Annotated in this window: 9 protein-coding genes and 1 pseudogene; 5 read left to right on the plus strand and 5 right to left on the minus strand. The window is 46.6% G+C overall.

The window, feature by feature from the left end:
- Nucleotides 1-191 precede the first annotated feature (191 nt).
- Together BU202_RS06685 and BU202_RS06690 are read left to right on the plus strand one after the other, a co-directional pair.
- On the plus strand, nt 192-1,283 hold the full coding sequence (locus BU202_RS06685) for an Ig-like domain-containing protein (RefSeq protein ID WP_075105021.1): 1,092 nt from the start codon (nt 192-194) through the stop codon (nt 1,281-1,283).
- Complete coding sequence (locus BU202_RS06690) at nt 1,283-2,434, plus strand: LPXTG cell wall anchor domain-containing protein (RefSeq protein WP_075105022.1); 1,152 nt, start codon at nt 1,283-1,285, stop codon at nt 2,432-2,434. The genes BU202_RS06685 and BU202_RS06690 overlap by 1 nt, the downstream gene beginning before the upstream one ends.
- Nucleotides 2,435-2,534: 100 nt before the next feature.
- On the opposite strand, the gene dhaM is transcribed toward BU202_RS06690, so the two are convergent.
- Genes dhaM through dhaK form a run of 3 tightly spaced genes read right to left on the minus strand, consistent with a single transcriptional unit; the run spans nt 2,535 to nt 4,487 of the window.
- A complete protein-coding gene (dhaM, locus tag BU202_RS06695; protein WP_075105023.1) occupies nt 2,535-2,912 on the minus strand; it encodes a dihydroxyacetone kinase phosphoryl donor subunit DhaM in 378 nt (125 codons plus the stop codon).
- Nucleotides 2,909-3,487, minus strand: coding sequence for a dihydroxyacetone kinase subunit DhaL (gene dhaL / locus BU202_RS06700; RefSeq protein WP_075105024.1), 579 nt, complete (start codon nt 3,485-3,487; stop codon nt 2,909-2,911). The genes dhaM and dhaL overlap by 4 nt, the downstream gene beginning before the upstream one ends.
- A gap of 10 nt (nt 3,488-3,497) precedes the next feature.
- Nucleotides 3,498-4,487: a dihydroxyacetone kinase subunit DhaK gene (gene dhaK / locus BU202_RS06705; RefSeq protein WP_075105025.1), complete on the minus strand. Its 990-nt coding sequence runs from the start codon at nt 4,485-4,487 to the stop codon at nt 3,498-3,500.
- 272 nt (nt 4,488-4,759) lie between these two features.
- Here dhaK and dhaS point away from each other — a divergent pair, with 272 nt between their 5' ends.
- From dhaS to BU202_RS06720, 3 genes are all read left to right on the plus strand, one after another.
- Nucleotides 4,760-5,314, plus strand: coding sequence for a dihydroxyacetone kinase transcriptional activator DhaS (gene dhaS / locus BU202_RS06710; RefSeq protein WP_075105026.1), 555 nt, complete (start codon nt 4,760-4,762; stop codon nt 5,312-5,314).
- The gene (gene dhaQ / locus BU202_RS06715; RefSeq protein WP_075105027.1) at nt 5,315-6,304 is read left to right on the plus strand and encodes a DhaKLM operon coactivator DhaQ; all 990 of its coding nucleotides are present in this window, start codon (nt 5,315-5,317) and stop codon (nt 6,302-6,304) included.
- Nucleotides 6,305-6,586: 282 nt separating this feature from the next.
- A complete protein-coding gene (locus BU202_RS06720) occupies nt 6,587-10,981 on the plus strand; it encodes a PolC-type DNA polymerase III (protein ID WP_075105028.1) in 4,395 nt (1,464 codons plus the stop codon).
- Between the two features lie 64 nt (nt 10,982-11,045).
- On the opposite strand, the gene BU202_RS06725 is transcribed toward BU202_RS06720, so the two are convergent.
- The gene (locus tag BU202_RS06725; RefSeq protein ID WP_075105029.1) at nt 11,046-12,560 is read right to left on the minus strand and encodes an ABC transporter permease/substrate-binding protein; all 1,515 of its coding nucleotides are present in this window, start codon (nt 12,558-12,560) and stop codon (nt 11,046-11,048) included.
- Nucleotides 12,561-12,569: 9 nt separating this feature from the next.
- Nucleotides 12,570-13,286 (minus strand): annotated as a pseudogene (locus BU202_RS06730) (ABC transporter ATP-binding protein).
- Nucleotide 13,287: the final 1 nt, after the last annotated feature.

A 13,287-nucleotide genomic window follows, 5' to 3' on the forward strand; every position in this document is an offset into this window, starting at 1 on the left:
GCTCCATTTCCCTAATTATCTTAGTGACATAAACTTTCTATTTCTGTGCGGCTTAAGGAGATGATTTCCTTATTTGACCTATTGAGGGGATAGGGCTAAGAAAGCGAGTACAGGAAGTAGATGAAGATGATACCTTGTGTCCCTAATGACACACTGTATCGAAGAAATAAACAATAAGGATTGTGAACAATATGAAAAAACTTTTGAAAAAGTTCGTATACCTTGGGGCTACCTTGGGATTGCTGGTGAGCAATATCGGTAGCGTAGGCCAAGTATTTGCGGTAGATGGTCCCTATACAACGGTTAGTGCAGTGGATGATTCATGTAAGGTTGGTAAAAATATCAACAATGAATTTACAGATATCAAAATCGAACATAAAAAGTGGAATGGTAATGTAGGTAGCTATGCAGATCCTAGTGATAAAAACTGGCAACCTAATAACTATCAAAATATTCATACTTTTTTTGATGGAACCTTGAAGAATGAAGATATGTCCTTGAAAAAAGGTGATTTCTTCACAGTACAATTGCCACAAGAGACGCGTTTTAACGATTTGCTTCAACAAGATCTTGCTCGTGCGAAAGATCTCTACGCGACTGATGGTAGCGGTGCGCTAGTTGCAACAGCCCACTTCGATCCGGCAACTAAGATGATTACTTATATCTTTACCGACTATGTAGAAAGCCACAAAGATATTCGTATCCATGCAGAATATATTGAAACGCTGAACCAAGATAAGCTCATAGGAAATATCGATTATACCTTTACAGGAACCTATGCAGGTATGCAATCTTCCTATACTTACTACTTGGATAACTGGAGAGCTGACGATGTGAATCGCTTTAACAGTGTTAGTTCGGAAGAACCTGTGCAGGTTGTTACAAAACTGACAGAGGTCAACCCTATCACTAATACCTTTATAGCTGTCATGAATGTTCGGGTTTCAGGAACTGGTAGTGCCTTGATGCTACGCTATGACGGTGATTCGAGAGTTCCGCGTAGTCCGAATAGTGAGCTCAGAATTTATGCCGTGCCAGAAAATGAAGACCTCGTTGGAAGTTTCCGTTCTTATAGCAGTACTTGGACTGATGTAACGGATTCGTTTACTAAGGTGGAAAAAGGTAATAAAATTGAATACACCACTCCAAGTAATACTCACACCAAATATGTCGTTGTTTCACACGGGAACTACCTTCCAAATCTAGGGTTTGGCATCTTTCAGACGCGACCTATACAGATAAAACTTCAGGAACTACAAAGGCTTCAGGTATTATCGTTTTAGTGAAAGAAGAAAGTACTAAAGAGTGGGCCAATGGGGTTGCAAGTGGCGATATTAAAGAGCCAGAAATCTGTGTTCCTAAGAAAGACCTTAAAATCAAGAAAGTCGATAGCCTTAACAAGGATAAGGTTTTAGCAGGTGTGAAATTTGCAGTTAGCAATGCGGCAGGTACAGTGAATACAACTGTTACGACAGATGCAAATGGAGAAGCGATTGTTTCTGACCTTGAGTTTGGAAACTATACTGTGACCGAGCTTGAAGCGCCAGCAGGTTACGTTCTTGACAGCGAACCAAAGGCAGTAGCTCTTGATGATACAGCTCCAGCGATTGTCACTTATCAGGTTGAAAACGTGGGGACAGGTAGCGTTAAAGTCACCAAAGTGGATGCGGACAACAAGTCTAAATTATTGCCAGGTGTAGTCTTTGCCTTGAAACAAGGCGATACTGAAGTTGCACAAGCAACAACAGGTGCAGACGGAGTCGCTCTTTTTGAGAATGTTCCTTATGGCGATTACACACTCGTTGAGGTGTCAACCGTTGCTGGCTATGTCTTGAGCGGTGAAACACGCAATGTCAAGATTACAGAAGTTGGTCAAGTGGTTGATTTGAGCACCTTTGAAAACCGTCAAATCAAGGGTAGCGTTACCGTGACAAAAGTCGATGCAGCCGATGAATTCAAAGTCTTGCCAGGTGTAGTCTTTGTCTTGAAACAAGGGGACAAGGTTATCGCAGAAGCAAAAACGGATTCACGAGGAACTGCAACCTTTAAGAATATTCTTCATGGAACTTACACGCTTGCTGAAAAATCAACCATTGATGGCTATGTCTTGAGCGATGAAACCCGTGAAGTGACCATTTCAGAAGATGGTCAAGTGGTTGACCTTGGTAAATTTGCCAATAAGAAAAAACCAACCCCAACTCCACCATCATCAAGCACTCCAAGTAGCAGTTCATCTACTGAACCAAGTAGCTCAACGAGCACATCCCTTCCGCCAACATCAGGGACAACACCACCTCCAGGTGGAAATGTACCTGCAAAACCAAAAGTATTTCTTCCACGTACAGGTGAAACTGCATCTGTTTGGATGGGCGTGATGGGGCTTGCCTTGGTCGTTCTTGCAGGATTTGTCTATCGTGTAAAAAAAGAAAAATAAGCTGAATAGCTAAAAAAGAAAGGGGGCTCCCTTTCTTTTTTATGTGGCTTGAACATACAACAAAGGAGTAAGGCCAACTGCTTGTGCCTCACTCCTCATTTTATTTATGGATTTCTAATTCTGCCAGTTGTGCAAGAACCGCTTCAAGAGGAGCGCCTGCTTGGAGCAGAGCTGCTGCGGTGTAGCTCCCTTCAACAATAGGAACGGATTGGATGCGGATGTCCTTATCAGAGAAATCAGCGACCATTTCCATGTTCATCCGGGCACTGCCGAGATCGAAAAAGGCGAGAATCATTTCAGCGGGATTGCTGTTTACCGCGTCTTCTACTCGGGAAAATTCTGTCCCGATACTGCCGTCTTCCAGCCCACCGCAATAGGTGATAGGAACATCTTTTGCCACTTCAGAGATTAAATCAATGGCTCCTTGCGCTAGATGACGAGAGTGGGAGACGATGACGATACCGATTGTTTGTGTCATACCAGTCCAGCCTCCACCAATGCTTCAAAGAGAAGACCAGAGGAATAAGAACCTGGGTCAATATGCCCAACAGAACGCTCGCCAACGTAAGAAGCGCGCCCCTTGGTAGCCTGCAACTCCTTGGTATTGTCAACAGCAGCTCGAATCGAGTCAAGGCTAAGTTGTCCTGCTTTGAGGTCTGCAATGACAGGTGTCCAGACATCTACCATGGTCTTTTCACCGACGGCTGCTTTTCCCCGCTTTTGAATCATGTCAAGCCCTGCCTGAAGGCTGTCAACCAAGGAAGCGCCAGTTTGCGCACTCTTGGTCAGTCCCATAAAGGCTGAACCATAGAGCGGACCAGAGGCTCCGCCGACCTTGCTAAGTAGCTGCATGGAAACAATCTTGAAGATTTCATCAGGACTTCCGAATTCCTTGCCCTCTAATTGTTCCATCACAGCTGCCATGCCACGAGCCATATTTCCCCCGTGATCGCCGTCGCCAATCGGTGTATCCAGTTCGCTTAACAAGTCTTTATTGTCTTGGATTTTTTGCGCAAATAGTTGCATCCATTTGAATACTGCTTGTGTCTCCATAGAGTCCTCCTTACCAAGCTGGTGTTTCGACAGCGGCTTCTAGCCCTTCAAGCCAGCTAGTCTCTTCTAGCTTAATCAAGGTGAGAGAAAGCCCTGCCATATCAATAGAGGTCATGTAGTTGCCAATCTTATGGTAGACCACTTCAATCTCCTTGTCTTTCAAGAGTTGAGCGACATCGTTTGCAAAAACGTATTGCTCCATGAGTGGGGTAGCGCCTAGGCCGTTGATGAGAAGACCGTATTTTTCACCTGCTTGGGCATTGAAATCTTGGAGTAACTTGGCAACCAATTCTTCAGCTAATGCTTGAGACGGTTGGAGTTTTTCTTTCTTGTAGCCAGGTTCACCATGGATTCCCACGCCGTATTCAAATTCATCTTCTTCAAGGACAAAGCCTGGTTTGCCAACTTCCGGAACAGTAGCGCCAGAAAGGGCGAGGCCAATGGTCTTAATCTGAGGGACGAGTGCGTCTGCTAGTTCTTTGATTTCAGCTAGTGATTTGCCTGTTTCTGCGGCGTGTCCCAAAATCTTGTGAACAAGAATCGTTCCTGCAACGCCCCGCCGTCCTTGTGTATAGAGGCTGTTTTCCACCGCAATGTCGTCATCGACCACCACGCTTGCTACTTCAATGCCTTCCATTTCAGCCATTTCTTGCGCCATTTCAAAGTTCATAATGTCGCCAGAGTAATTTTTAATGACCATAAAGACGCCAGCGCCTTCGTCTGCTGCCTTAATGGCTTCCAAGATTTGGTCTGGGGTTGGTGAGGTAAAGACTGCCCCGCAAACAGCTGCAGAGAGCATGCCACGGCCGACAAATCCTGCGTGAGATGGCTCGTGACCAGAACCTCCACCAGAGATGAGACCGACCTTGCCGCGTTTTGGCGCTTTTCTGACGATGACATCGTAGCCATCGAGACGCTCGACCAATTGACCATGCATAAAGACGAGACCTTGGAGCATTTCATCGACAACGTGCTCAGGCTGGTTGATAATTTTTTTCATGAGTATTCCTCCTAAGAAATAATGTGTCATGGGAACGAATCAACGTAAGGAAAAAAACATTTTTCCACACCTCGATGCTTATCCCATGATAACTGAATGATTACGCTTTCAGTATACTGGAAAGTTAAACAAAAAGAAAGGGACAAATTCATGGGTCTGTCCCTTTGGATTTCAGGTAAAGTATGGTAAGGTAGAAGTAGTAGAGCTCTTGTTAGGCTTGCTCTTAGAGAGCGATAGCCTTTAAAGAAAAATAAGGGAGAAATGACGACCGTATGGGGACATCTCTGATTACGAAAAAGCGGATTGCCAAGGCGTTTAAGCGGCAATTAGCCAGCAAAAGTTTTGACAAGGTATCGGTTGTGGATATTATGCAGGAAGCCCATATGCGCCGCCAGACCTTTTACAATTATTTTGTGGATAAGTATGAATTGCTGGATTGGATTTTTGAGACGGAATTGCAGGAGCAGGTCACGGACAATTTGAACTACATCAGCGGCTTGACCTTGTTAGATGAACTACTGTATTATATCGAGAGCAACCAGCATTTTTACGTTCAGCTCTTTGAAATCAAGGGGCAAAATGATTTTGTATCCTACCTAGAGGGCTACTGTCAGATTTTAATGGATAAGATTTTGACGGAGTTGCAAGGGCAGGAGCGTGTAGCGCTAGATGGAGACTATCTGTCATTTTTGATTTCCTATCATGCAGGGGCCTTGCTTGCCTTGATTGAGCAGGGAATCGGGCAGACGCCCTGCCAGCTTTGCGCACACTATCCGCAGTTGGTACGGGTATTGACTGTATCCGTTAGAGAAAGAAGAGGGAAGTAAATGGTTGCGATTATCAATCAAGCTCATCAGGTGATTTCACAATATATGGATGGTTTTTTATTGACGCATCCTGCACTTGAGCGGCTGGATCAGGAGCCGATTATCACGCTGAAAGAGCCAAGTGCCGACTGTGTACCCTTGGTTTCGGGAGGCGGGTCAGGCCATGAACCGATGCACGTTGGCTTTGTTGGACAGGGCATGTTGACAGCAGCCGTCTATGGGGAGCTTTTTACACCGCCTACGGCTGATGAGGTCTTGCGGGCAATCCGTCATGTGGATAAAGGACGAGGGGTCTTTGTGATTGTCAAGAATTTTGAAGCGGATTTGCAATCCTTTCAGACAGCGATTCATCAGGCAAGAGCGGAAGGCATTCAGGTTAAATACATTGTCTCCCATGATGATATTTCGGTAGATACGAAAAAGAACTTTCAAAAGCGCCATCGTGGCTTGGCAGGTACGATTTTACTCCATAAGATTTTAGGTGCGGCAGCCCAGTCGGGCTTGTCCTTGGATGAGCTAGAGCAACTGGCTCTAAGCCTGTCGACTGAAATGGCGACCATCGGCTTTGCGACGAGTTCGGCGCATTTTCCACAGGCCGCTTTGCCTCTCTTTGATTTAAAGGAAGGCCAGATTTCCTATGGCATTGGCATTCATGGGGAAGAAGGATACCGGACGGTTGCCTTTGAGTCCTCCGAACAATTGGCCAATGAGATTGTCAATAAACTAAAGCTCCGTTTTCGTTGGCAGGAGGGCGAGGAATTTATCCTGTTGGTGAACAATTTAGGCACTATTTCAGAACTGGAACAGGGTGTCTTTCTCAATGATATTTGCCAATTATTGGATGTGGAAGGATTGCGGCTTCCTTTTATCAAGACGGGCCGCTTTGCGACCAGCTTAGACATAGCAGGACTATCTGTGACCCTCTGCCGTGTCAAAGATGGCAGCTGGCTTGATTATCTACAAGCAGACACAACTGCACCAGCTTGGTGAGGGGAGTGGGATTCCATCGTGATGTCAATGTCTCGATGAGGTCTCACTCTTTTTATAGTAAATTGAATAAAAGTTAGGACATCGTTAAGCCGCTTTGATGAACGCCAGTTCTATCTGCAGCTATCCATTGGTGTCGCACGAAGAGCAAGACTTGGAAGGCAGGAAGATTGCCAGCTTCCGAGCAGGATTAGAGAATGGGCAGACCTGCGCTACAAGGACAGGCTCGAAAAATAGGGAGAATTATGGTAAAATAAGAGGAATAGAAAGACAAGGGATATCAGAATGACAGATACGTTTCAATTACTATTGAATCAAATTGGTCTACCGCTTGAGTTGAAAGAGTCAAGCGCGTTTTCGAGTGCGAAGATTGAGCAGGTCTTGGTACATAAAAAGAGCAAGGTCTGGGACTTCACCTTCCGGTTTGAAGAGCCCCTCCCCTTGCTTCAGTATCAATTGTTTAAGGCAAAATTGCTCAATGAGTTTCAAAAGACGGGCAATCAGGTGCGTTTTCGCTTGGTCACCAATCAAGAGAACCTTGATCCCGTCTTGGTGCAGGACTATTATCAAGAAGCCTTTACCGAGGAATTGTGCCAGAGTGCGGGTTTTCGTTCGGTCTTTCAGCAGTTGCCAGTTGTATTTCGCGAGGGGGTCTTGTGGATAAAAGGTCCCGCCTCTGTGGATACACCACATTTCCGAAAAAATCATTTGCCCAATCTGGTAGAGCAGTTTGCGCGCTTTGGCTTTGCCAATTTAGCGGTGGACATTGAGGTCTGCGAGGAGATGACCAAGGCCCAAGTGGAGGAATTCCAGGCCCAAAATGAAGAGCTTCTCCAAAAAGCTAGCCAAGAAACCTTGGAAGCTATGGAGCAATTAGCCCAAATGGCACCACCGCCAGAAGCCAGTCCGCAGCCAAGTTTCCAAGAATTTAAAAAGCAGGCTCCGCGCAAGGTTAGCCTTGAAAAATCAGAGATTACACCGATGATTGAGATTGACACGGAAGAAAACCGCATCGTCTTTGAAGGTTTGGTCTTTGATGTGGAGCAACGGACGACACGAACAGGTCGGGTCATTATCAATTTCAAGATGACCGACTACACCTCTTCTTTTTCCATGCAAAGATGGGCAAAAAATGAAGAAGAAGCGCAGAAGTTTGACATGGTGAAAAAAGGCAATTGGCTCCGTGTTCGCGGCAATATCGAGACCAATAATTTCACGCGCGATTTGACTATGAACGTGCAGGAAATCCAAGAAGTCAAGCGTGATATTCGCAAGGATCTCATGCCTGATGACCAAAAGCGGGTGGAGTTTCATGCCCATACTAATATGTCTACCATGGATGCCCTACCACCCGTCGAGGACTTGGTTGCCCGAGCGGCTAAGTGGGGTCACAAGGCGATTGCCATTACCGACCACGGCAATGTCCAATCCTTCCCTCATGGCTATCATGCTGCCCGCAAGGCGGGAATCAAGGCACTCTTTGGAATGGAAGCCAATATCGTCGAAGACAGCGTACCAATCGTCTACAACGAAGCAGACCTTTCCTTATCCGATGCGACCTATGTCGTCTTTGACGTGGAGACCACAGGACTTTCTGCGGTGTACAACAGCCTGATTCAGATTGCGGCCTCTAAGATGCACAAGGGAAATGTGATTGCTGAATTTGATGAATTTATCAATCCAGGCCATCCCTTGAGCCAGTTTACAACAGACTTGACAGGGATTACCGATGAGCATGTCAGAAACAGTAAACCTCTAGAGCAGGTTCTGCAAGAATTCCAGGCTTTCTGTGAAGGTTCTGTTCTCGTTGCCCACAATGCGACCTTTGACGTTGGCTTCATGGATGTCAACTACGAACGAGCAGGCATGCCTACTATTACGCAACCGGTCATCGATACCCTAGAATTTGCCCGCAATCTCTATCCAGAATACAAGCGGCATGGTCTGGGGCCTCTGACCAAACGCTTTGGTGTCGCACTTGAGCATCACCACATGGCCAATTACGATGCGGAAGCCACAGGGCGCCTCCTCTTTATCTTCCTAAAAGATGCCCTTGAAAAGCATGGTATCAGCCGTTTAGACCAATTAAATACAGAATTGATCGCTGAAGATTCCTATAAAAAAGCCCGGGTCAAACACGCGACCCTGTATGTCACCAATCAAACGGGCTTAAAAAATATCTTTAAGCTGGTTTCTCTATCCAACACCAAGTATTTTGAAGGTGTGCCACGGATTCCGCGGACGGTCTTAAATGAGCACCGTGAGGGCTTGATATTGGGGACAGCCTGTCAGGAGGGCGAAGTCTTTGATGAGTTGCTCTCAAAAGGGATTGATGAAGCGGTCAAGGTAGCAAGCTATTATGATTTCATCGAAGTCATGCCGCCTGCCCTGTATGCGCCTATGATTGCCAAGGAGCAGTTCAAGGATATGGCAGAAATCGAAGCCATGATTCAGAACCTGATTGAGGTTGGACGCAGGGCGCATTTGCCTGTTCTTGCGACAGGAAATGTCCACTATATCGACCCAGAAGAAGAGATTTACCGTGAGATTATCGTGCGTTCCTTGGGACAAGGAGCTATGATTAACCGCACCATCGGTCACGGAGAAAATGCCCAACCAGCACCGCTCCCAAAAGCACATTTCCGCACGACCAATGAAATGCTCGATGAATTTGCCTTCTTAGGAGAGGAGCTGGCGCGGGAAATCGTCATCACCAATCCCAACGCCATGCTAGAGCGCTTTGAAGATGTCGAAGTGGTCAAAAAAGATCTCTACACTCCCTATCTGGAAAAGGCCGAAGAGCGAGTGGCAGAATTAACCTATAAAAAAGCCTTTGAAGTCTACGGCAATCCACTGCCAGACATTATTGACCTACGGATTGAAAAAGAATTGACGTCCATCTTGGGAAATGGCTTTGCCGTGATTTATCTAGCTTCTCAGATGTTGGTAACGCGCTCTAACGAGCGTGGGTATCTGGTCGGTTCACGGGGGTCTGTCGGATCGAGCTTTGTTGCGACCATGATTGGGATTACCGAGGTTAATCCCATGCCACCTCATTATGTCTGTCCAAATTGCCAGCATAGTGAGTTTATCACAGATGGCTCCTACGGTTCTGGCTTTGACATGCCAGACAAGGACTGTCCAGAATGTGGTCACAAGTATGCCAAAGACGGACAGGATATTCCCTTTGAGACCTTCTTGGGGTTTGATGGAGACAAGGTACCCGATATTGACTTGAACTTCTCTGGAGATGACCAGCCAGATGCCCATTTGGACGTTCGGAAAATCTTTGGAGACCAATACGCCTTTCGGGCTGGAACAGTTGGTACCGTCGCTGCAAAAACCGCCTATGGCTTTGTCCGAGGCTATGAACGAGATTATGGGAAATTCTACCGCGATGTAGAGGTGGAACGCTTGGCTGCTGGTGCAGCGGGGGTTAAACGGACGACTGGTCAGCACCCGGGAGGAATCGTTGTTATTCCAAACTATATGGATGTCTATGATTTTACCCCAGTCCAATACCCGGCAGATGACTTGACGGCTAGTTGGCAGACCACCCACTTCAACTTCCATGATATTGATGAAAACGTCTTGAAACTAGATGTACTGGGACACGATGATCCGACCATGATTCGGAAACTCCAAGACTTGTCAGGTATTGATCCCCAGACCATTCCAGCAGATGACAAGGGAGTGATGGCCCTCTTTTCAGGAACGGAAGTACTGGGCGTGACACCAGAGCAGATTGGCACACCGACTGGGATGTTAGGGATTCCTGAATTTGGGACCAACTTTGTCCGTGGAATGGTAGAAGAAACCCATCCGACGACCTTCTCAGAGCTGCTCCAATTATCGGGGCTATCGCACGGAACAGACGTGTGGCTGGGCAATGCCCAAGATTTGATCAAGGCTGGAATTGCAGACCTGTCAACCGTTATCGGCTGTCGGGATGACATCATGGTCTACCTCATGCACGCGGGACTACCACCAAAAATGGCCTTTAACATCATGGAGCGGGTGCGTAAAGGGGCATGGCTCAAGATTTCCGAAGACGAACGCAATGGCTATATTCAGGCGATGAAGGACAACAATGTTCCAGACTGGTACATTGAATCCTGTGGAAAAATCAAGTACATGTTCCCTAAAGCCCATGCGGCAGCCTACGTTATGATGGCGCTTCGTGTGGCCTACTTCAAAGTACATCATCCGATTTACTACTACTGTGCCTATTTCTCCATTCGTGCAAAAGCCTTTGACCTTGCGACCATGTCGGGAGGTCTGGACCGAGTCAAAGCCAAGATGGAAGAAATCACCATCAAAAAGAAAAATAATGAGGCCAGCAATGTGGAGCAGGATCTCTTTACCACACTTGAAATTGTCAATGAAATGCTGGAGCGCGGCTTCAAATTTGGCAAGCTGGACTTGTACCGTTCGGATGCGACCGAATTCCAAATTGAAGGTGATACGCTGATTCCACCTTTTGTTGCCATGGATGGTCTCGGTGAGAACGTTGCCCGCCAAGTGGTTCAGGCGCGTGAAGAAGGAGAATTCCTTTCCAAGACTGAACTAAGAAAACGCGGAGGCCTCTCTGCAACCCTTGTGGACAAGCTCGATGAAATGGGTATCCTAGGCAATATGCCAGAAGATAACCAGTTGAGTTTGTTTGATGAATTATTTTAGGGATTAAAAAAACCATTTTGGAATCTTTCCAAAATGGTTTTTTATGATGTTTGAACGTAATAGACTAGTCTCCAATCAACTTGTGCTCCTTCAGATAGGCTTTGGCGACTTGGCTTGGAGACTTGCCTTCGACATTGACTTGATAGTTCATATCCTGCATCTCTTTTTCAGTGATGTTCCCAGCAAGCTGGTTGAGGATGTCTTCTAGTTGTGGGTATTTTTTCAGCGTTTCTTCTCGTAGGAGAGGAGCTCCCTGATAAGGTGGGAAGAGCTGTTTGTCATCTCGGAGGGTTTTGAGATGGTATTCTTGCAGCTCGCTATCGGTGGAGTAGGCGTCAATGATGTGGACATTGCCATTGTCAATCGCCTTATAGCGCAGGGCTGGCTCGAGGGTTTTGACATTGAGCTGGAGCTTGTAGCGGTCTTTCAAGCCATTTCCACCGTCTTCGCGGTCGTTAAATTCCAAGCTAAATCCAGCAGTCGCAGTTGACTGGACTTTTGCAAGGTCGGAAATGGTTTCTAACTTATTTTCCTTGGCATAGTCCTCTTTGACGGCAAGAGCATAGGTGTTCTGGTAGCGCATGGGTTTGAGATAGACCAGCTTGTCTTGGGCAAAAATTCCCTTCCGAGCAGCTTGGTAGACTTCTTCTGGGTCGGTTGAGGTGCTCGGTGGCTGCTTCAAGAGGGTCGACGTCACCGTTCCTGTAAATTCAGGGTAAAGGTCGATTTGTCCAGCTTTCAAGGCTTCATAAACAAAGGTGGTCTTGCCAAAGTTGGGTTTTAACTCCACGGCAATATCGGTCTTGTCTTCAATCAATTCCTTATACATGTTGAGCAAGATTTCAGGTTCCGAGCCTAATTTTCCAGCGATGACAATCTTATCCTGCATCATCATGGACATGGGAAACAGCGAAAGCGAGCTGATACAAAAGAGGGCTACAAAGGAGACGAACATGGTTTTCAAGCTCCGTTTTTCCACCAAGCCGATTAAGAAATGAAAGAGCAGGGCTAAAATGGCGGAGCTGATAGCACCAATCAGAATGAGCGCGCTATTGTTGCGGTCGATTCCAAGGAGAATGAAAGATCCCAGACCTCCTGCGCCGATGAGGGCTGCAAGGGTTGCTGTTCCGATAATGAGCACCGTTGCGGTGCGAATCCCTGAGAGGATGACAGGCGCTGCAAGGGCAATCTCGAATTTCTTTAACTTTTCCCAGCGGTTCATCCCAAAGGCGGTCGCCGCTTCTTGCAGAGACGGGTCAATTTCTTGCAGTCCTGTGACGGTATTTTGCAGAATCGGGAAAATAGCATAGACAATCAAGGTGAGAATGGCAGGCACTTTTCCAATACCAAAGATAGGAATGAGCAATCCCAAGATGGCTAAAGACGGAATGGTCTGGAGCATACCAGTGAATTGGAGGAGTAGATTGGCTAAACGCTCCCGTTTTGAGACTAGAATGGCTAAAGGAATGGCGATTAAAATCGCGCAGGCTAGCGCCACAAAGGAAATTTGTAAGTGTTCTCCAAGTGCCAACAGCCAGTCTTGTTTTCGGTCTAAAAAGGTTTGAATCAAGTCGTTCATAGCGGCCTCCTATACACGAAAGAAATCAGCGACAAATTGGGTCGCAGGAGCTTCTTGAATCCGCTCTGGGGTGTCGAGTTGCAGGATTTTTCACTGATCCATAATGGCAATGCGGTCGCCTAGTTTCATGGCTTCAGCCATGTCGTGGGTCACAAAAATCATGGTCATCTGGAATTCCTTTTGGATTTCTTTGACCAGGTCCTGCAATTGCTCCCGCGAAATCGGGTCTAGGGCGCTAAAAGGTTCATCGAGGAGTAGGACCTTGGGGCGTGTAATAATAGCACGTAAAATCCCAATCCGCTGCTGTTCCCCACCAGAGAGGTCGCTTGGCATGCGGTGGAGGTACTGATCAGCAGGTAGGCCGACCAGCTCCAGCAATTCCTTGGTTCGTGTGTCAATGTCTTTTTTGGACCACTTTTTCATCTCTGGAATGAGGGCAATATTTTCTGCCACAGTAAGATTTGGAAAAAGAGCGATTTGTTGCAAGACATAGCCAGTTGACAGGCGCAATTCCCGCAGGTCATAGTCTTTGAGACGCTTGCCGTCCAGGACAATATCTCCCTCGTCTGGCTCAATCAAGCGATTGAGCATCTTGAGCGTCGTTGTTTTTCCGCTACCGCTTGCGCCGACCAAGACGAAAAATTCGCCATCGAAAATGGTAAAGGCCTGGTCTTTTAACACGTATTTTCCATTAAATTGTTTACTCACATGTTTAAATTCAATCATG

Source organism: Streptococcus cuniculi (assembly GCF_001921845.1).
GTDB lineage: Bacteria > Bacillota > Bacilli > Lactobacillales > Streptococcaceae > Streptococcus > Streptococcus cuniculi.